Raw genomic sequence first — 17,965 nt, 5'->3', positions numbered from 1 at the left:
CATGGCCAAGCTTTTCGACCCCGCCAAAGTTGGCGATATCACAGTCAGGAACCGCATCGTCATGGCGCCGCTCACCCGCAACCGCTCGCCGGGCGCGATTCCGAACGACCTCAACGTCGAATATTACCGCCAGCGCGCCTCTGCCGGCCTGATCATCACCGAAGCGACCGCGATCACCCATCAGGGCCAGGGTTACGCCAACGTGCCCGGCCTCTATAGCAAAGAGGCCCTCGATGGCTGGAAGCGCGTGACCGACGCCGTTCACGCTGGCGGCGGCAGGATCGTCGTGCAGATGTGGCATGTCGGCCGGATCTCGCACACGACGCTGCAGCCGAACGACGCCAAGCCGGTCTCCTCGACCAACCGCGTCGCCAAGGCCAAGACCTATCTGGTCAACGCCGACGGCACCGGCAGCTTTGCCGACACCTCCGAGCCGCGCGCGCTCGAAACCGCCGAAATCCCCGGCATCGTCGAGGACTACCGCAAGGCTGCCCGTGCGGCGATCGATGCCGGCTTTGACGGTGTCGAGATCCATGGCGCCAACGGCTACCTGCTCGATCAGTTCATCCGCGACGGCGTCAACGACCGCACCGACCAATATGGCGGTTCGATCGAAAACCGCACCCGTTTGACCTTCGAAGTCGTCGACGCCGTCGTGAAGGAAATCGGCGCGGGTCGCACCGCAATCCGCATCTCGCCGGTGACGCCGTCAGGCGAAAGCTACGATTCCAATCCGCAGGCAACCTTCACCCGCGTCGTCGAAGGCCTGGCCAGATACGACCTCGCCTATCTCCACGTCATCGAAGGCCAGACGGGCGGCGACCGCGATTATCGACAGGGCGACAACCCTTCCTTCGACTACAAGGCGCTGCGCCAGACTTATGAAAAGGCCGGCGGCAAGGCCAGTTGGATGGTCAACAACGGCTACGATCGCAACCTGGCGGTCGACGCCGTTGAAAGCGGCCGTGCCGACCTCGTCGCCTTCGGCAAGCCCTTCATCGCCAATCCCGATCTCGTCGAACGGCTGGCAAAGAAGCTGCCTCTCAACACGCCCGACCAGTCGACCTTCTACGGCGGCACCGCCAAGGGCTATATCGACTATCCCACCCTCGAAAAGGTTGCCTGAACCTTCAGGATACGAACCGAGAATTCCCGCCGAAAGGCGGGATTTCCATTTTCGATGCAGCTTTGTAGTGTGCCGCCATGTTTGATTCCCATCTCCATCGCTGGTCGCTCATCTCAGACGGCGAGCCTATCATAACCCATTCGAGCCACCTGCTGCCGGTCCTCTGGCAGGGTAAGCCTGCCATGTTGAAGGTGGCTGCCGATATCGACGAACGATATGGCGCGCTGCTGATGCAATGGTGGGATGGTGACGGCGCAGCCCATGTCTACGCCCGTGAGGACGACGCCGTGCTGTTGGAAAGAGCGATGGGAAAACGCTCGCTGCTTACCATGGCGATGGACGGTGAGGACGATGAAGCAAGCCGCATCCTGTGCCGCACTGCCGCACGGCTGCATGCGCCGCGTGAAAAACCGCTTCCCGATCCCGCGCCCCTCAGCCGCTGGCTCCGCGATCTCGAACCGGCCGCCGCCAAACACGGCGGCACGCTTTCCGATTGCTCGGCGATCGCCAACGCCCTGCTTGCCGATCCGCGCGACCTCGCCGTCCTCCACGGCGATATTCATCACGAAAATATCCTTGATTTTGAAGCGCGCGGCTGGCTGGCGATCGATCCGAAGCGGCTCCACGGCGAGCGCGGATTCGATTTCGCCAATATCTTCGCCAATGAGGAGTTGCCGACGATCACCGATCCGGCTCGCTTCCGCCGCCAGCTCGCCGTCGTCTCGGCGGAGGCCGAGCTCGAGCCGAAACGGCTGCTGCAATGGATCGCCGCCTATTCCGGCCTTTCCGCCGCCTGGTTCCTTGGCGATCCGAACATCGAGCAGGCAGAGAAAGCCTTGACGGTGGCCCGGATCGCGCTGGCCGAGCTTGATAACTAACCCGCATCCTTCAGCGAATGCCCGATGAAAGTCGATGCCGCGCCTTGATGCGGCTCCGGCAGGTAGCCGAGCGCCACAAGCGAGGCCCTCACCGCCTCGTCGATCGGCGTGTGCGGCTCCTTGCCGAGTTCGGCCGTCAACTTGCTGTTTTGCATCCTGAGCGGCACCTTCCAGAGATAGCGCATCTCCTTGATCTCCCGCATGATCGGCATAAAGGGCGCGGCAAGCGGCACGATCCACCAGGGGAAGCCGACGATCTTGGCCTTGCCGCCAGCCACGCGCTTGATCGCTTCGGCCATCTGCATGCCGTCAGCATCCCAGAAGCCCTCCATATGATAGACGGCGAAGGGCGGCAGTTGATCGGCCCGCGCGATCAACTGGACCATGGTTTCGGCCACGTCGGGCAGATAGGCCCACTGATGACCGATGCCGCGTCGTGCCGGGTTCTTGATCGCGGCGACCGGCTTGCCCGGTGTAACCATGGCCGATGAGAACCAACTGTTTGATGTCGTGCCTGGACCGAAGAAATCGCCGGCGCGAACAATGATGACGCCGACGCCGGACTGTGACGCAGCCTTCAACCGCTTCTCCATCTCGACGCGGATCGCTCCCTTCTTGGTCACCGGATGCTGGGCACTTTCCTCCGTCGGCATCGGGAGGACATCGGGACCGAAATTATAGACCGTGCCGGGCAGTACGATGCGGGCACCCACGCTTCGGGCTGCCGCGATGGTATTGTCGACCATCGGCAGCACCAGCTTTTCCCAGTCGCGATAGCCGGGCGGGTTGACGGCGTGGACGATCAGGCTGGCGCCCTCCGCCGCCTTCAGCACGTCACCTGAATTCATGGCGTCGCCCTGCACCCATTCGAATGCCGGCTGGCTTCGGGATGCCTTGGCGGCATTGCGGTTTAGCGCTCGGATTTGCCAGCCGCGCTCGGCAAGCTTGCGGGCGACCGCCCCGCCGATACCGCCGGTGGCACCGAGAACGAGTGCCGTCTTATTCATGTCGCTGCTCATGATCATCTCCTTCGATTGAATGAAGGCATGATGCCATCTGCGCCTGATAAACAAAATTGACTAAATAAGTGCGCCTGATATACAAAAATATATGAGCGAGCTGAGTTGGGATTTCTACCGCAGTTTTCTGACCGTGCTGCAGCAAGGTTCGCTTTCGGCCGCCGCCCGCGAACTCGGATTGACCCAGCCGACCATAGGCCGCCATGTCGACGCGCTGGAAGAAGCAATTGGCGCCGAACTTTTCACCCGCTCGCCGAACGGCCTGCTGCCGACCGACACCGCACTGGCACTGAAGCCCTATGCCGAAACGCTCGCCGCAACCACGGCAGCACTTTTGCGGACGGCATCCGGCCAGCGCGAGAGCGTGGCGGGCACCGTCAGGGTCAGCGCCAGCGAGATCGTCGGCGTCGAGATCCTGCCGCGCATCCTCGGGCCGCTGCAGGAGACCTATCCGGAACTCCAGATCGAACTGTCGGCGTCCGATGCGATCGAGGACCTTCTCAATCGTGAAGCCGATATCGCCGTGCGCATGGCCGAGCCCCGGCAGGATGCGCTCGTCGTGCGTCGGATCGGCGATCTTCCGCTCGGCTTCCACGCCCATCGTCGCTATATCGAGCGCCACGGCTTGCCGGAGACCCTTGCCGATCTTGCAAGGCACCGCCTCATCGGCTTCGACCGGCAAACGGCCTATATCCGCCTGATGATCAGCCGTTATTCGATGCCTGACATCAATTTCGCCTTTCGTTCCGACAGCAATCTCGCCCAGCTGTCCGCCATCCGCGCCGGCGTCGGCATCGGCATCTGCCAGACCGGGCTTGCGCGGGAAAACCCCGATCTGATTCATATCCTGCCCGAGGCGTTCAACATCCCCCTTGGCACATGGGTGGCGATGCATGAGAGCCTGAAAACCTCCCCGCGCTGCCGCGTCACCTTCGACGCGCTGGTCAAGGGTCTCCAGGACTACCACCGCTATTCCACAGGCACCTGACGCAAAAATCGGAATCGATATCCGGCAAGAATCATGCGCTAATCCCACTCGCTGGGGTGGAGATGACGATGCAAAAGCCGGTTGAACTTGTGAGCTACGATCCGCAATGGCCGCAGGCCTTCCGGAACATCCGCGCCAGGCTGCTGGCCTTGCTGCCGAACGCGCTCTCCATAGATCACATCGGCAGCACCTCCATACCGGGAATGGCGGCCAAGCCGCTCATCGATATCGACATCGTTCTTCCCGGCCTCGGACACATCGAGGATGCGACACGTGTGCTTCTCTCGCAAGACTACGAGCCGCGCGGCAACCGCTATGACGACGAGGTCTGGGCGTTTTTATCGAGAGGCGCCGAGCCGGCGGAACGGGTCTACCTTTGCCCGGCCGGCAACGGCACGCATCGAAACAGGCTGGCTTTCCGGGATTATCTCATCGCGCATCCGCAGGCGGCGGCCGATTATGCCGCGCTCAAGCGCAGGCTGGCAGTTGAATTCCGGATGGACGGCGATCGCTACACCGCGGAGAAGCGCGAATTCGTCGACGCGATCGTCGCGCGGGCGGGCAATGGCTAAAGCATATCGAGCAAAAGCGTGCAGCGGTTTTGCCACGGGGACATGCGAAAATCGACGACCAGAAGCGTGGCAGGCGAAGCTGAAAGATCGCGCCGCGCTTTGGTGTCAGACGCTTTGTGAGGCCCCGGCCCCGCGATTCTGCCACATTCCGTCCACCACTTCGGTTTCCGGCCGGTCGCCGCCTTCGGCATATTCCTCATGCCATTTACCGTTCTCGTCCTGCCAACTGATCTCGGCGGAATCGCCGCCGACCTGCTGTTCGTCCGCAACGATGCGCGCAGCTTCGAGCGCCTCGGCATGGGTCGGGAATGCTTCGGAGTAGACGCCTCCCAGCCTGTAGGCCCAGCCGCCGTCATGCGGCACGACTTCGTAGACCACCTTGATCATGCATCCGACTCCTCATCCTCTTGTTGCGCATTCGCACGCTTCCGGACAGGGTCCGGATCATCGCGGCCGCTTTACAAGAATTCGAGGACGCCGCGATCTGCTTTCCGGCCCCGATGGCGTGCAGTATTCCATTAAACGCCGAAGACTGCAAATAGGACCGGACCGTGACTTGCTCTACACGCAAAATCAGTGACTTAGATAAAGGACATAAATCGGGATCGGAGCTGGGGGTTGAGGATCGCGTCGCGCTTTAAAGGGGAAAAGTTTCTGCTCGCCGCACGTGTCGTTGCGACGATCGCCTATCTCTTTGAACACGCGGTAATGGAGATGCGGAGCAGCGTCGCGTTGATTGCCGCCGCCCTCGCCATCATGATGGCATGACGCATTTCATCCTCTTCGCCACCTTCGTCATGCTGACGGTGGTTGGGCTTTGAGGGCTTCCCTTCCCCAGCGGGGAAGGGAGAGAAAGAGCAGGCTGCTTAGGCGCGCTGCTGGACGAAGAGCATGCGTTCGCGGGCCGCGAACCACTCTTCGGCATAGTCGTCGTTCTTGTATTCATCGAAATACGGCCCGCCGTCGGTGAAGTGCACATTCTTTGCGTCTTCGCGGTAGTCGTATTCGTTGACGAGGTAGTTCCAGGTCACCGGCAGTTCGCCGATCAGGTCATCATTTTCAAGCCACTTGAACTGATGCAGCTGCAGACCGGTCGCCGTATTGACGAAGTCAGGCGTCAGCGCCCGGCATTTGTCATTGTTGAACAGGATGAAGCTCGACCAGTTCTTCTTTTCATATTTGGTCTGCGTCTGGCCGAGGAACTTCGTCTCGATCTTCGGCTGGTAGTCGTGCTTGACGCACATGGCGGCGTAGCGATCGTCGCGCAGGGCCCAAAGCTCGGCGATGTCAGTGCGCATCAGCATGTCGCAATCCATGAAGATGCTCCAGCCCTCATAGCCGCTGAGATAGGGCGTCAGGAAGCGCGAGAAGGAGAACTCCGTCGATTGCAGCGCATTGCGCTCGCGGGTGAAGAGCCCGCCGAGATTGGAAAGCACGATCGGCGAGAACTCGACCGGGATCGACGACTTCTCGATGATGCTCTGCGCGAGGACGTGATAGGCGACGACTTCCTTGGAATCGAATCCCACGAAAATCCTGACGGTCTGTTGTTCCATTTTCTACCTCGATGGCCCACGGTCGTGAGCGTTATAAAGAGTTGAACCGATCTTCGAAACAGCATTCTTGCCAGCCCGCGCCCGTCGGCGAGGGCCTGAGACAGTCATTCCTTGGACTTTTCGAGGAACCGCTGCTTGCGGGTTTTCGGCTTGAAGCGCCGGAAGAAATTCTCGATGGCGCGGATGGATTTGGTGACGGACATGAGCCTGTCGATCTGGCCGTTCGCATTGTCGAGCCGCTCCGATAAGACTTCGGCCGCCGTCATCGCAATCTCGACCGGCGGCACTTGTGGAAACCGTTTGGCAAGCGCCGAATAGGGGCTGGCATCGACGCCGCCCATCATCGAGATCGTGCCCATTCTGGCAAAGAGACGCAGGAAGATCTGCTCGAATGTCCAGTCGTGCACGTCGAAGACCTTCCACTTCTCGCTCCTCTTTGCCGAAAAACCGGCAAGTACGATCTTGCCCGGCAGCTGCAGGTCGGCGAGCCACAATGCCAGCGCAAAGCCGCTCGTCGCAATCCTGCCTACCGGATAGAGATCGCCGAGTATTTGCGTCAGATCAAGGTGACGGGTTTTGGCGCCTTCGAAGCGGCTCTCCTCGCTGAAATTTTCCTCCGCAGCGACGCGAACGTTGACGATTCCCAGGAAATCGTCGCCGCCAAAGAAACGCAGGACATCCGTCACTTCGCGCCTATGCACGATATTGGCGCCCATCACACCGCTGCGGGCGACCAGCACGGCATTGCCGACGAACGGTTCGTCGAGCACCTTGTAGACCTTGTTGAAGAAGACGTAGAGCGCAGTTACCGGCAATTCGCTGCGTAGCCGCTCGAAATCGACCGCCTCACTATTTGCCACCAGCACGATATGGGAATAGCGCGACAGCAGCGCCTTCCACGCATCCGGCGCCAGGAAATTGAGGCCGCCGTCCGGGGCGATCATGGTCTGCGTGTTGCTGGGGATTGTTTCCATATCGGCTCACATGCACTTTCCAAGGACGATGCGCTCTGCCCGCCGCACTAGCTGTTGCCGAAATAGGCGCGCGTCTGGGCAAACCGCGTCCGTCCGCTGATCCGCTTTCCCAGATACGTGAAGAAACCACCGATGCGGCGTGTCATCGACGGCTGCTTGCAGAAGGAGGCCCATGGCGTATCGCGGAGATCCTCGACGTAACGCCTGGCCATCCGCCGGTGCACCCAGGGAACGGTCGCCTGCCATGGTTTCCTTCTTCCGGTGAAATGGAGGATCGCCGGCCGGCGGACGAAAGGCAGGAGCCCCGTCTGCGTGTTGAAGCGCAGATCGAGCACCAGCCAGTCGCCGTCGAAAGTGACGTTCAGCACATCCTGGTCATTGTACTGGAAAAGATGCGACCGCTCCTCGAATGTCTCCCGCGTCCTGGCGAAAAGCCCCCTCGCCCGGCAGGCCGACCAGTCGAAGAGCAGCACACCGGCATTGAAGTAACGGCCACCCTCGCGCATGCCGATCTTGCGCTGCCGTGCGCCGGATTTCTCCGGAAAGGCCATGATGTAATCATCGACTGCGGCAAGCGCCTTTCCTTGCAGATCCCTTGTGAAGAGTTCGTCGAGAGGCGCCACCGCGAGCACGTCGGCGTCGAGATAAAGCAGGCGCTCGACATGAGCGGGCACATGCAGATCCATATAAAGTCGCGCCAGCGTCGCCATGGACCAGCGCCCCCGCGTCTGCCGCGCCGCATCCGGCGTATTGTAAGGCAGCACCTTGATTGCCATGTCGTGCACCCGCGCGAAGTTTTCGACCTCGGCGATCTCCTTCGGCTTAAGGTCGATGCCGAGAAGCAGGAACTCCACGGGAGAGACTGCGAGGTTGCGCTTGACGGAAAGCAGGGTACAGCAGGCGGCCGGCAACATGTTGACATCCGAACATACGATAACGGCACTCTGCTGCAAAACTCGGCCTCCCGAAATGGCGACTTAAACTTGATGCCGGATATCTAGTTGGTTTGACGTCCGCCCGCAACCGCAGATCACCTGGCGAACCGCCGCTCCTCGTCACGTTTTGAATCGGATTTCAATGACTTGCGAGGCAAAGCGGAATCGAATGCTCAGCCTGTTGAATCGGGATGTGAGATCAGAGCCGCAATGCAAGCGGATGATCGACGAGCAGCCGGTCGACCGTCGCAAGCTGCAGCCCCTCGACCTTGCACTGGGCCAGCAGCAGCCGGTCAATGGGATCGCGCGTCTCGGGCTCCGGGTCGGCGGCGGTGATGACGTGCGGGATATCGATGGAAAGGATCGTCAGCCCGGTCCCCTGCAGGTAGGGTGGAATGATCTCCAGGGCTAGTCCCGGCTGCAATTTGCCGAGTCGTGTCTTGATCGCGATTTCCCAAAGGCTGGCGACGCTAACGAAGCCTTCGGTCGCCGCGTCCAAAAGCACATGCTGGACGTCAGGAAAACGGTCCTTCAGCTTTCGCTGGACGATTGCGATGACCATATGCGTGTCGAGCAGCACGCGCATGGTCACGGCAATGGCTTGAGAAGGAAATCTTCCGGCAAAGGATCGTCGAAGTCGTCGGCAATATACATCTCCGTCCTCGTTATACCCTTGGAACGAAGATAGGCTTCGCCAGCCTCCAGATTCAAACCGCCACGCTTCTGATGCGGCACGAGATCGAACACCGGCCGGCCGTTCCGCGTGACCACAATGGTCTCGCCTGCCTCCACCTCGCGGGCAAGCTCGGTCAGGCGGTTCTTCGCATCGCGGATCGAAACGGTCTTCATGACATCAAATGTAGCCACATGCAGCCACACCGTCAACGCCGCGCAAACAAAAAGGCCCACCGTCACCGGCAGGCCTTCGATAGATATTACCCCACGCTTACTTGCAGGCGCCGCAGAAGCGCTGGATGCGGCGGCAGGCTTCCTCGAGAAGCTCTTCCGAGGTCGCATAGGAGATGCGGAAGTTCGGGCCGAGGCCGAAGGCCGAGCCGTGAACGACGGCGACGCCTTCGGATTCCAGCAGCTCGGAAACGAAGTCTTCGTCCGTCTCGATGACCTTGCCCGACGGAGCCGTCTTGCCGATCAGGCCCTTGCAGGACGGATAGACGTAGAAGGCGCCTTCCGGCACCGGGCAGACGATGCCCTTGGCCTGGTTCAGCATGGAAACGACGAGATCGCGGCGACCTTCGAAGATCTTCTTGTTTTCAGGAATGAAGTCCTGCGTGCCGTTCAGCGCTTCGACAGCCGCCCACTGGGCGATCGACGTCGCGCCCGAGGTCTGCTGTCCCTGGATCATGTCCATCGCCTTGATGAGCTGGAGCGGGCCTGCCGCATAGCCGATACGCCAGCCGGTCATCGCATAGGCCTTGGAGACGCCGTTCATCGTCAGCGTGCGGTCGTAGAGCTGCGGCTCGACTTCGACGGGCGTGGCGAACTTGAAGTCGCCGTAGGTCAGGTGCTCGTACATATCATCCGTCAGCACCCAGACATGCGGATGCTTCATCAGCACGTCGGTCAGCGCCTTCAGCTCGGCGTGCGTATAGGCAGCACCCGTCGGGTTGGACGGCGAGTTGAAGACGAACCACTTGGTCTTCGGCGTGATCGCCTTTTCGAGATCGGCCGGCTGGAGCTTGAAGTTATGCTCCTGGGTGGCCGAAACGAAAACCGGCGTGCCGCCGCACAGCGCCACCATCTCAGGATAGGAGACCCAGTAAGGTGCCGGGATGACGACTTCGTCGCCGGGGTTCAGCGTCGCCATGAAGGCGTTGAACAGGATCTGCTTGCCGCCGGTGCCGACGATCGTCTGTTCCCAGGAATAGTCGAGGCCGTTCTCGCGCTTGAACTTGGCGGCGATCGCCTTGCGCAGCTCAGGGATGCCGGAAACTGGCGTGTACTTCGTCTCGCCGCGGTTGATCGCGTCGATGGCGGCCTTCTTGATATTGTCGGGCGTATCGAAATCCGGCTCACCCGCGCCGAGGCCGATGACGTCGCGTCCTTTTGCTTTCAGCTCGCGCGCTTTCTGGGAAACGGCGATGGTGGCTGAAGGCTTCACACGGGAAAGAGCATCGGCAAGGAAGGCCATGATATCGGTCCTAATGGTTGAAACGGGCAGAAAGCCGGGACCGGAGTTCTGCGGTTAGCTCTATGTCCAATGTATGACGGCATTTCAAGCGTAAAGGCGTCATGGCGACATGATTCTTATTGATCAATTCGCCGCACGGCCCGCCGGCACGCCGGTCCCCTCTCGGCAAGCTTGCGCCACAGTCCACGACCACCAGGTGCAGATCTTGAATCCCTTTCCGAAGCCATCGGAATTTTACCCCTAAAATCAGAGGCATCGTCGGATTCGGCCGTCGCCACGAATAAGCCGCAACAAATGCCGCACGCCGCCGCAATTCCGTCGCGAGCGCGCCGAGATCGAAGCCGCATCATTCGGCATCCAAAATTGGTTATTGAGGGTAGGCCAATGTTTCTGGAAGATGAGTTTGCCATCGGGCGCATGCGCATGCGCCGGATCTCCATTTCATGTTTTGTCGCCATCACCGCTTTTGCCGCCTGCATCGCCGCGATGCTGGGGCTTGCCTCTGTCGCCCGCGCCGAGACACAGCAGGCATCCAGCCAGCTCGCGGCCCTGGTCCGGCCGAACGACGTCAACAGCGGCTCGCTGCTCTTTCCGTCGAAGGAGCCGGGCTTCTATGTCGAGGCTCCGAGGCTGAAGACCGACGTCGCAATCGATGTTTCCGGCCCGATCGCCAGGGTGAAGGTGACGCAGCGCTTCCGGAACCCGAGCCATGGTTGGGTCGAAGGCACCTACGTCTTCCCGCTGCCGGACAATTCCGCCGTCGATGCGCTGAAGATGCAGATCGGCGAGCGCTTCATCGAAGGCCAGATCAAGCCGCGCCAGGAGGCTCGCGAGATCTATGAACAGGCCAAGGCCGAGGGCAAGAAGACGGCGCTTCTCGAACAGCAGCGGCCGAACGTCTTCACCAACCAGGTCGCCAATATCGGCCCCGGCGAAGATATCGTCGTGCAGATCGAATATCAGCAGGCTGTCCGCCAGTCGGGCGACGAGTTCTCGCTGCGCTTCCCGATGGTCGTCGCCCCGCGCTACAATCCGGCGCCGATCGTCCAGACCGTCGAGTTCAACAACGGCGCCGGTTTCGCCACGCCGCGCGATCCGGTGGAAAACCGCGACAAGATTGAAGCCCCGGTGCTCGATCCGCGCGAGAACGCCAAGATCAACCCACTCTCCCTGACCGTCGATCTGAAAGCCGGCTTCCCGCTCGGCGACGTCAAATCCTCCTTCCACGAAGTCGATATCCGGCAGGACGGCGACCAGGCGAGGACGATCAGCCTGAAGGGCAACGCCGTTCCCGCCGACAAGGACTTCGAACTCACCTGGAAGGCCGCTTCAGGCAAGATGCCGAGTGCCGGCCTCTTCCGCGAAGTGATTGATGGCAAGACCTATCTGCTTGCCTTCGTCACCCCGCCCACGACGCCGGATGCGGCCATGCCGCCGGCAAAACGCGAGGTGGTCTTCGTCATCGACAATTCCGGCTCCATGTCCGGTCAGTCTATCGAGCAGGCAAGGCAGAGCCTGGCGCTTGCCATTTCCAAGCTCGGCCCCGACGATCGCTTCAACGTCATCCGTTTCGACGATACGATGACCGATTATTTCAAGGGCCTCGTCGCCGCGACACCGGACAACCGCGAAAGGGCCATCGCCTATGTTAGGGGCCTGACCGCCGACGGCGGCACGGAAATGCTGCCCGCCCTTGAGGATGCGTTGCGCAATCAGGGACCGGTCGCAAGCGGAGCGCTGCGCCAGATCGTGTTCCTGACGGATGGCGCGATCGGCAACGAACAGCAGCTTTTCCAGGAAATCACGGCAAACCGCGGCGACGCCCGCGTCTTTACCGTCGGCATCGGCTCGGCGCCGAACACCTATTTCATGACCAAGGCTGCCGAGATCGGCCGGGGCACCTTCACCGAGATCGGCTCGACCGATCAGGTGGCAAGCCGCATGGGCGAGCTCTTCGCCAAGCTGCAGAACCCCGCCATGACCGATATCGCCGCGACCTTCGAAGGCATCGAAGCTCAGGATATCACGCCGAACCCGATGCCCGACCTCTACAGCGGCGAGCCTGTCGTGCTGACGGCGGAACTGCCGCAGGAGAAGCCGGCCGGCAAGCTGCAGATCGTCGGCAGGACAGGCAATCAGCCCTGGCGCGTCGAAATGGATATCGCCAATGCCGCCGACGGCAACGGCATCTCCAAGCTCTGGGCGCGGCGCAAGATCGACGATTTCGAAGCCCGCGCCTATGAGCGCCAGGATCCGGCCGCGCTCGACAAGGATATCGAGACCGTGGCGCTCGCCCACCATCTCGTCTCCCGCGTCACCAGCCTGGTCGCTGTCGACGTCACCCCCTCGCGACCGGCCGATCAGCCGCTTGGTTCGCCGAAGCTGCCGCTCAACCTGCCCGAGGGCTGGGACTTCGATAAGGTTTTCGGCGAAAACGCTGCCCCTCTTGGCGGCGGAGAAGACCATAGCTCGGCGACGCCGGCGGGAACACCGGCACTCGCCGCATCGCCGGAGATCGCAAACCTGATGGCCGCAGCGCCGACGGCAAAGGCCGCAACACTGGTTGCTCAGAAGAGCTCGACCGTAAACCTGCCGCAGACGGCGACGCGCGCCGACGAGCAGATCCTGCGCGGGCTGACCATGCTGCTGCTGGCGCTGACGGCGGCAAGCGGGCTCGCCGTCTGGCGCCGCCGCCTCAAGGGGCTGATCACGGCCGGAGCCAAGCGCAATGGTCTCTAGGCTCTCGGAAAGCCAGAATGAGGAAGCGGCCGAATTCGAGCCGCTTCCGACCTATCTGGAACTCGCCATGGCTGCCGCCACGGCTGACGACAGGCCGAAGAAGCGGGCGAAGAAAGGTTTCTTCCTCTGGCGTCTTTCGCCGATCGAACAGGCGATCGCCTTTGCCATCGCCGGCCTTGCCCTTTACGGCCTGGCGCTGATCGGCGACGGCTTCCTGCTGAAGGCGAAGGCGGAGCTCTCGCAGGTCCTGCTGAAACGCGCTTTCGCCGCCGAACTGCGTGGCGAAGGGACAAAGCCCTGGCCCTGGGCGGATTTCACCACGGAAGCCAAGGTGCGCGCACCGCGCCTCGGCAAGGAGGCGATCGTGCTCGCCGGCGCCTCCGGCGAAGCTCTGGCCTTCGGTCCGGCCTGGCTCGCCAATACGCCGCAGCCGGGCGAAGAAGGCACCTCCGTCATCGCGGCCCATCGCGACACGCATTTCCGCTGGCTGCAATATATAAGACCGGGCGATGCGATCGAAGTTACCCGCCGCGACGGCAAGGTGTTGACCTTCAAGGCAGGCGAAGGCCGCATCGCTCCATGGGATGCCAGCGGCATCGATTCCGCCTCCGACGGCCGCCACCTGGTGCTGACCACCTGCTGGCCCTTCAACGCCACCGAACGCGGCCCCTTGCGCTACATCGTCGAAGCGGAACTGGTCGATAGCCAGGCGACAGGCTCCGTTCAACCGGTAAACACAAAGCCGTTATTGCAGGCCGAATGAGGGTTGAAGCCTTCCCTTGCCCGCTCCACGTTCCGCATGGAGAAACGACGGGGAAGCCAATGAAGAGAACATCTGCCTTCCATTTCGCCGCGGCGCTGATCGTGTTCGCCGCCACATCCGCTGATGCGGCCGATACCGTCAACACGCAGGGTCCAACCGTCCGCGTCGAAAAACTCGCCGACGGCCTCGAACATCCCTGGGCGGTCGAGGTGTTGCCCGATGGCGCCTATCTCGTCACTGAGCGGCCGGGCCGCATGCGCATCGTCCGCGACGGCAAGGTCTCCGATCCGATCGGCGGCGTGCCCAAGGTGAGCGATCGCGGCCAGGGCGGCCTGATGGACGTGGCGCTCGCTCCGGACTTTGCGACATCTCGCATACTCTATTTCACCGCCGCCATCGCCAGCGGCCAGGGCTCCGGCACCGAAGCCTTCAGCGCGACACTTTCCGCCGATGAAAAGCAGCTCGAGGCCGTCACGCCCGTCTTCACCATGCGGCGCTTTACGCCGGGCAATATCCAATACGGCTCGCGCATCGCGATCGCTCCCGACGGCTCGCTGTTCATCAGCGTCGGCGATCGCGGCGACCGCGACCGCTCGCAGGACTGGAAGGACGATGCCGGCTCGATCATCCACATCAACGCCGACGGCAGCATCCCCGCCGACAATCCGTTCAGGGACGGCGGCAAGGCGCTGCCGGAAATCTGGTCGAAGGGCCATCGCAACCCGCAGGGCATCACCTTCGATGCCAAGGACGGCAAGCTCTACACCGTCGAACACGGCGCGCGCGGCGGCGACGAGATCAACCAGCCCGAGGCCGGGAAGAATTACGGCTGGCCGATCATCACCTATGGCCGCGACTATTCAGGCGCCGAGATTGGCGAAGGCACCGCCAAGGAAGGGCTTGAGCAGCCGTTGCATTATTGGGACCCTTCGATCGCGCCCGGCGCGCTCGTCGTCTATCGCGGCGCCATGTTCCCGGAATGGGACGGCAATTTCCTCGTCGCAGCGCTGAAATTTCAGCTGCTTTCGCGCATGCAGCGTGACGGAAGCGGTGCCTTCGTCGCCGAGGAGCGCCTGTTCGAAGGCGAATACGGCCGCATCCGCGACGTTATCGTCGCGCCCGACGGCGCGCTGCTGATGGTGACGGACGAGGATAACGGCGCGCTGCTCAGGATCTCCAGAGCCGAAGCCAACAACGGTTGAGCGGTCACAACGCGCCGCGCAATTCCTTGCGGATGACGAATTTCAGTCCGGACCAGACCTCGTCGACGGCGCAGACTTTGACGTCGACCAGACCGGTCGGCAGCAGGATTTCCCGAAGCACGTCCTCTGTAATGTCGGTCGGCATGCGTGAACTCTTTTTCGGCCAGGAGATCCAGATCATGCCGTCCGGCCTCAAGGCACGGAAGAGCGCAGGTGCTACCGCTTCCAGTGCCGCGCGCTCAGTTGCGAATAGATGCACATAATCGAAGACCCGCTGCGGCATCTCGGGAAGCGCGTGGACGACCGAAGCAAAACCATCGAAGCCATTGATGTCTTCGATCATTTTGGGAACGCCGAGAAGTGCGGCCACTTGCCCGCGCACAAGGCCGAGCTTCCTCGCGAGCGGCGTACCGGAATAGCCTGCCGTGCTCGGCGTTGTCGTATCGCCGGCCCGTTCTTCACGTCGCATGCCTCGCCTCCGTCGTCAGGCGTGAAGTCTTCGCCCTTGCCTCGAGGAAACGCAACTGCTAACCGCTCGGGCATATCTCCCTTCCCGATCGAGGATCGACATGACGCGCGTTCAGGCGAACCTTCTCCTGTTGCTTGCAGCCGCCATCTGGGGCGGCGGCTTCGTCGCGCAATCGACGGCAATGAAGGCGATCGGTCCCTTCTGGTTCATCGCCTTGCGTTTCGCCGTCGCCACATTGGCCGTGCTGCCTTTCGTTGTCTTCGAAGCTGGCAAAGCAAAGGTGAAGACAAGCGCGCGCCATGCAAAACTCTATATCCTGACCGGCTTTGCCCTTTTCAGCGGCGCAGCCACGCAGCAGATGGGCCTGCAGACGACATCGGTGACGAATTCCAGCTTCATCACCGGCCTCTATGTCGTGTTCGTGCCGCTCATTGCCGTATTCTTCCTGCGCCGTGCACCACATTGGATCATCTGGCCGGGTGCGCTGATGGCTGTCGGCGGCATCTATCTTCTGTCCGGCGGCCATCTCTCGGCATTGACGGTAGGCGATTTCCTGACCGTCGTCTGCGCCGTCTTCTGGGCGATCCAGATTACCCTTGCCGGCACCACGGTCTCCGAGACCGGAAGGCCGCTTGCCCTCTCCGCCGTGCAATTCGCCGTCACCGCAGCCTGCGCGCTGGCCATTGCCGCAGCTGTCGAACCGATCAGCCTTTCGGCCATATCGGACGCGGCACCTGAGATACTCTATGTCGGCATCTTCTCCTCCGGCCTGGCCTTCGTGCTGCAGGTGATCGCCCAGCGTTACACCACGCCTTCGCAGGCGGCGATCTTCCTCTCGTCCGAAGCGCTCTTCGGCGCATCGCTCGCAGCCCTCCTGCTCGGCGAGACGATGCCGGCCACCGGCTATACAGGTTGTGCGCTAATGTTTATCGCTATGCTTGTAGTCGAGCTCGTGCCGGGATTCACCCGCCGACGCGTAGTGGCCGGCTGAACACGCGTCCAAATATGGGTGAGTGCCGGATTCGAAAAAAATTTTAGCGGACCTCAAAAGCGCGTTTACGTTGCATTTTTGGCAAAATCTGCTCGGAACTTACATTGCAGACGATATAAAACGTTAATCATTCCCTATTCGAGGAGGAAATTTTGCGTTTTTGCGAAAATTCGGCATCGGCGGAGGTGCGCCCGAAAGGATCCATTAAAAAACTTTTGCTTGCCAAAAGCCTTTAAACGCAGCACTCTCGGCTCGTTCGGGCATTTTGCGAGCATGGGAAGTCCTTAAGTATTTGCGCGCCGGGAACGCTAATATCCCGGTCAGCCGGTTCCGAAAAGGCAGGCGAAAGTTCTGCCTGGAACAGGCCGAGGTAGAGGGGACCTTTTTCTCACATTTCAAGAATTGCCTGCCAACACCTCCCGCAAGGAGGCAATGCTATGATGCTGCCCGTGTGGATGGCGGGCAGAGAGAAAAGGACCTGAGGCATGGCAGAGACTGGCACTGTAAAGTTCTTCAATACCGACAAAGGCTTCGGCTTCATTAAGCCGGACCGGGGCGGCGCCGATATCTTCGTTCACATTTCTGCCGTTCAGGCCTCCGGGCTGGCCGGTCTGACGGAAAATCAGAAGGTAAGCTTCGACACGGAGCCGGATCGCCGCGGCAAGGGCCCCAAGGCCGTCAATCTGCAGATTGCAGGCTGAGCCCTTAACAAGGCTGTCGAATTTCGAGTTGAAGCCCGGCAGCGATGCCGGGTTTTGTCGTTCAGCCTTCGTTCAGCTATAAATCTTTAGTACTAACACCATCGAGAAGGAACCGGCGTTCGGTTCCCGGGGATTAGGACTTTACGCTTATGAACAGGCTCGCCAAAACTCTTCTTCTGACGGCAACGGCTGCCGCGCTCACCCTCTCCGCCATCGGCGAGGCATCGGCCGGCGACCATCATTGGCGCCATCATGACCGCAACGACGCCCTTGTCGGCGGCGCAGTCGGCCTCGCCACGGGCTTGATCGTCGGCTCGGCGATCGCCAATGCCAACAACGGTCCTGTCTACGATGAGCCTCGCTACATCGACCCGCCCTATCAGCCCGGATATTACGAGCCCGCCCCGGTCTACCGCGCGCCGCGCCGCGTCTATGTCGAGCAGCCGCAATACGTCGAGCAGCCGCGGTATTATGCGCCGGTCCGCACGGCGGTCGAGCCCTGGTCGCCGCAATGGGAGCGTTACTGCTCCTACCGCTACCGCTCCTTCGACCCGCGCAGCGGCACCTATATCGGCGGTGACGGCCGCAGCCATTTCTGCACCGCCGGCTGATCGCTCAGCGATCCCTGATACAAAGCGCCGCTTCCGAGCGGCGCTCAGACTGCTGACAAACCCCTGGCACCGTCCAGGGGTTTATGATTCATTGGGACATGTTGAAGAAACCTGCCCCCACCCAGACGGCTCTTGAGATGGTGACGCTCGATAGCCTGGTGCCGAAGGATCACCTGCTTCGCAAGATCGACGCGGTGATCGACTTTTCCTTCATCCACGATCGCGTTGCGGGGCTTTATTGCGCCGACAACGGCCGCCCACCGCTCGATCCGACCTTGATGTTCAAGGCGCT

At 61.4% G+C, this 17,965-nt stretch carries 21 protein-coding genes; 12 read left to right on the top strand and 9 right to left on the bottom strand.

Annotation, left to right across the window (positions count from 1 at the left end; all coding sequences use genetic code 11):
• The first annotated feature begins 1 nt into the window (after nt 1).
• Together EFD55_RS04630 and EFD55_RS04625 are read left to right on the top strand one after the other, a co-directional pair.
• Nucleotides 2-1,126: an alkene reductase gene (locus EFD55_RS04630; protein ID WP_125843448.1), complete on the top strand. Its 1,125-nt coding sequence runs from the start codon at nt 2-4 to the stop codon at nt 1,124-1,126.
• Nucleotides 1,127-1,203: 77 nt separating this feature from the next.
• Nucleotides 1,204-2,004 (top strand): aminoglycoside phosphotransferase family protein, encoded by an 801-nt coding sequence (locus EFD55_RS04625; protein WP_125843447.1) that lies wholly within the window; start codon nt 1,204-1,206, stop codon nt 2,002-2,004.
• Here EFD55_RS04625 and EFD55_RS04620 read toward each other — a convergent pair.
• Entirely contained in the window at nt 2,001-3,023 is a 1,023-nt protein-coding gene (locus EFD55_RS04620; protein ID WP_125843446.1) for an NAD-dependent epimerase/dehydratase family protein, read from the bottom strand. The two genes, EFD55_RS04625 and EFD55_RS04620, sit on opposite strands and share 4 nt — an antisense overlap.
• A gap of 91 nt (nt 3,024-3,114) precedes the next feature.
• Between EFD55_RS04620 and EFD55_RS04615 the strand changes: the two genes are divergently transcribed.
• Entirely contained in the window at nt 3,115-4,011 is an 897-nt protein-coding gene (locus EFD55_RS04615; RefSeq protein ID WP_125843445.1) for a LysR family transcriptional regulator, read from the top strand.
• 62 nt (nt 4,012-4,073) lie between these two features.
• Nucleotides 4,074-4,583 carry a GrpB family protein gene (locus tag EFD55_RS04610; protein WP_125843444.1) on the top strand — a complete coding sequence of 170 codons (510 nt, stop codon included), beginning with the start codon at nt 4,074-4,076 and terminating at the stop codon, nt 4,581-4,583.
• A gap of 105 nt (nt 4,584-4,688) precedes the next feature.
• Here the strand turns inward: EFD55_RS04610 and EFD55_RS04605 are convergent, their stop codons facing one another.
• Nucleotides 4,689-4,970 carry a DUF2188 domain-containing protein gene (locus EFD55_RS04605; RefSeq protein ID WP_125843443.1) on the bottom strand — a complete coding sequence of 94 codons (282 nt, stop codon included), beginning with the start codon at nt 4,968-4,970 and terminating at the stop codon, nt 4,689-4,691.
• Nucleotides 4,971-5,201: 231 nt separating this feature from the next.
• Between EFD55_RS04605 and EFD55_RS04600 the strand changes: the two genes are divergently transcribed.
• Nucleotides 5,202-5,351, top strand: coding sequence for a hypothetical protein (locus EFD55_RS04600; RefSeq protein ID WP_245438391.1), 150 nt, complete (start codon nt 5,202-5,204; stop codon nt 5,349-5,351).
• Between the two features lie 98 nt (nt 5,352-5,449).
• Here EFD55_RS04600 and EFD55_RS04595 read toward each other — a convergent pair whose 3' ends face one another.
• The 6 genes from EFD55_RS04595 to EFD55_RS04570 form a co-directional block, all read right to left on the bottom strand.
• Nucleotides 5,450-6,139, bottom strand: coding sequence for a glycosyltransferase family protein (locus EFD55_RS04595; RefSeq protein WP_125843442.1), 690 nt, complete (start codon nt 6,137-6,139; stop codon nt 5,450-5,452).
• 104 nt (nt 6,140-6,243) lie between these two features.
• Nucleotides 6,244-7,113, bottom strand: a complete 870-nt coding sequence (locus tag EFD55_RS04590; RefSeq protein ID WP_125843441.1) for a 3-deoxy-manno-octulosonate cytidylyltransferase — start codon at nt 7,111-7,113, stop codon at nt 6,244-6,246.
• A 47-nt stretch (nt 7,114-7,160) separates the two neighbouring features.
• Complete coding sequence (locus EFD55_RS04585; protein ID WP_125843440.1) at nt 7,161-8,066, bottom strand: glycosyltransferase family 8 protein; 906 nt, start codon at nt 8,064-8,066, stop codon at nt 7,161-7,163.
• 181 nt (nt 8,067-8,247) lie between these two features.
• Complete coding sequence (locus EFD55_RS04580; protein ID WP_125843765.1) at nt 8,248-8,634, bottom strand: type II toxin-antitoxin system VapC family toxin; 387 nt, start codon at nt 8,632-8,634, stop codon at nt 8,248-8,250.
• A gap of 2 nt (nt 8,635-8,636) precedes the next feature.
• Complete coding sequence (locus EFD55_RS04575; RefSeq protein WP_125843764.1) at nt 8,637-8,897, bottom strand: type II toxin-antitoxin system Phd/YefM family antitoxin; 261 nt, start codon at nt 8,895-8,897, stop codon at nt 8,637-8,639.
• Nucleotides 8,898-8,994: 97 nt separating this feature from the next.
• Nucleotides 8,995-10,197 carry a pyridoxal phosphate-dependent aminotransferase gene (locus EFD55_RS04570; protein ID WP_125843439.1) on the bottom strand — a complete coding sequence of 401 codons (1,203 nt, stop codon included), beginning with the start codon at nt 10,195-10,197 and terminating at the stop codon, nt 8,995-8,997.
• Between the two features lie 384 nt (nt 10,198-10,581).
• Here EFD55_RS04570 and EFD55_RS04565 point away from each other — a divergent pair, with 384 nt between their 5' ends.
• From EFD55_RS04565 to EFD55_RS04555, 3 genes are read left to right on the top strand one after another with little or no spacing between them, the layout of a single operon-like run.
• Complete coding sequence (locus EFD55_RS04565) at nt 10,582-12,936, top strand: marine proteobacterial sortase target protein (RefSeq protein WP_125843438.1); 2,355 nt, start codon at nt 10,582-10,584, stop codon at nt 12,934-12,936.
• A complete protein-coding gene (locus EFD55_RS04560; protein ID WP_125843437.1) occupies nt 12,926-13,699 on the top strand; it encodes a class GN sortase in 774 nt (257 codons plus the stop codon). Before EFD55_RS04565 ends, EFD55_RS04560 begins: the two co-directional genes overlap by 11 nt.
• Nucleotides 13,700-13,758: 59 nt before the next feature.
• A complete protein-coding gene (locus tag EFD55_RS04555; RefSeq protein WP_125843436.1) occupies nt 13,759-14,901 on the top strand; it encodes a PQQ-dependent sugar dehydrogenase in 1,143 nt (380 codons plus the stop codon).
• Nucleotides 14,902-14,905: 4 nt separating this feature from the next.
• Here the strand turns inward: EFD55_RS04555 and EFD55_RS04550 are convergent, their stop codons facing one another.
• Nucleotides 14,906-15,370, bottom strand: a complete 465-nt coding sequence (locus EFD55_RS04550; RefSeq protein WP_125843435.1) for a DUF3052 domain-containing protein — start codon at nt 15,368-15,370, stop codon at nt 14,906-14,908.
• Nucleotides 15,371-15,470: 100 nt separating this feature from the next.
• Between EFD55_RS04550 and EFD55_RS04545 the strand changes: the two genes are divergently transcribed.
• The 4 genes from EFD55_RS04545 to EFD55_RS04530 all read left to right on the top strand — a co-directional run.
• Nucleotides 15,471-16,361: a DMT family transporter gene (locus EFD55_RS04545; RefSeq protein ID WP_125843433.1), complete on the top strand. Its 891-nt coding sequence runs from the start codon at nt 15,471-15,473 to the stop codon at nt 16,359-16,361.
• A 485-nt stretch (nt 16,362-16,846) separates the two neighbouring features.
• Nucleotides 16,847-17,062, top strand: coding sequence for a cold-shock protein (locus tag EFD55_RS04540; RefSeq protein ID WP_003561293.1), 216 nt, complete (start codon nt 16,847-16,849; stop codon nt 17,060-17,062).
• A gap of 149 nt (nt 17,063-17,211) precedes the next feature.
• Nucleotides 17,212-17,673 (top strand): BA14K family protein, encoded by a 462-nt coding sequence (locus tag EFD55_RS04535; protein WP_125843432.1) that lies wholly within the window; start codon nt 17,212-17,214, stop codon nt 17,671-17,673.
• A gap of 98 nt (nt 17,674-17,771) precedes the next feature.
• Nucleotides 17,772-17,965 (top strand): transposase (locus EFD55_RS04530; protein ID WP_502362131.1); only part of this gene is annotated, 194 nt, incomplete at its 3' end.

The organism is Rhizobium pisi (assembly GCF_003938655.1).
Taxonomy (GTDB): domain Bacteria; phylum Pseudomonadota; class Alphaproteobacteria; order Rhizobiales; family Rhizobiaceae; genus Rhizobium; species Rhizobium pisi.
This window is presented reverse-complemented; position numbering and strand designations above follow the sequence as displayed.

Coding starts and splice junctions, on each gene's coding strand:
- EFD55_RS04630 (WP_125843448.1), top strand. CDS start 2: ATGGCCAAGCTTTTCGACCCCGCCAAAGTTGGCGATATCACAGTCAGG.
- EFD55_RS04625 (WP_125843447.1), top strand. CDS start 1,204: ATGTTTGATTCCCATCTCCATCGCTGGTCGCTCATCTCAGACGGCGAG.
- EFD55_RS04620 (WP_125843446.1), bottom strand. CDS start 3,023: ATGAGCAGCGACATGAATAAGACGGCACTCGTTCTCGGTGCCACCGGC.
- EFD55_RS04615 (WP_125843445.1), top strand. CDS start 3,115: ATGAGCGAGCTGAGTTGGGATTTCTACCGCAGTTTTCTGACCGTGCTG.
- EFD55_RS04610 (WP_125843444.1), top strand. CDS start 4,074: ATGACGATGCAAAAGCCGGTTGAACTTGTGAGCTACGATCCGCAATGG.
- EFD55_RS04605 (WP_125843443.1), bottom strand. CDS start 4,970: ATGATCAAGGTGGTCTACGAAGTCGTGCCGCATGACGGCGGCTGGGCC.
- EFD55_RS04595 (WP_125843442.1), bottom strand. CDS start 6,139: ATGGAACAACAGACCGTCAGGATTTTCGTGGGATTCGATTCCAAGGAA.
- EFD55_RS04590 (WP_125843441.1), bottom strand. CDS start 7,113: ATGGAAACAATCCCCAGCAACACGCAGACCATGATCGCCCCGGACGGC.
- EFD55_RS04580 (WP_125843765.1), bottom strand. CDS start 8,634: ATGCGCGTGCTGCTCGACACGCATATGGTCATCGCAATCGTCCAGCGA.
- EFD55_RS04575 (WP_125843764.1), bottom strand. CDS start 8,897: ATGAAGACCGTTTCGATCCGCGATGCGAAGAACCGCCTGACCGAGCTT.
- EFD55_RS04570 (WP_125843439.1), bottom strand. CDS start 10,197: ATGGCCTTCCTTGCCGATGCTCTTTCCCGTGTGAAGCCTTCAGCCACC.
- EFD55_RS04565 (WP_125843438.1), top strand. CDS start 10,582: ATGTTTCTGGAAGATGAGTTTGCCATCGGGCGCATGCGCATGCGCCGG.
- EFD55_RS04560 (WP_125843437.1), top strand. CDS start 12,926: ATGGTCTCTAGGCTCTCGGAAAGCCAGAATGAGGAAGCGGCCGAATTC.
- EFD55_RS04555 (WP_125843436.1), top strand. CDS start 13,759: ATGAAGAGAACATCTGCCTTCCATTTCGCCGCGGCGCTGATCGTGTTC.
- EFD55_RS04550 (WP_125843435.1), bottom strand. CDS start 15,370: ATGCGACGTGAAGAACGGGCCGGCGATACGACAACGCCGAGCACGGCA.
- EFD55_RS04545 (WP_125843433.1), top strand. CDS start 15,471: ATGACGCGCGTTCAGGCGAACCTTCTCCTGTTGCTTGCAGCCGCCATC.
- EFD55_RS04540 (WP_003561293.1), top strand. CDS start 16,847: ATGGCAGAGACTGGCACTGTAAAGTTCTTCAATACCGACAAAGGCTTC.
- EFD55_RS04535 (WP_125843432.1), top strand. CDS start 17,212: ATGAACAGGCTCGCCAAAACTCTTCTTCTGACGGCAACGGCTGCCGCG.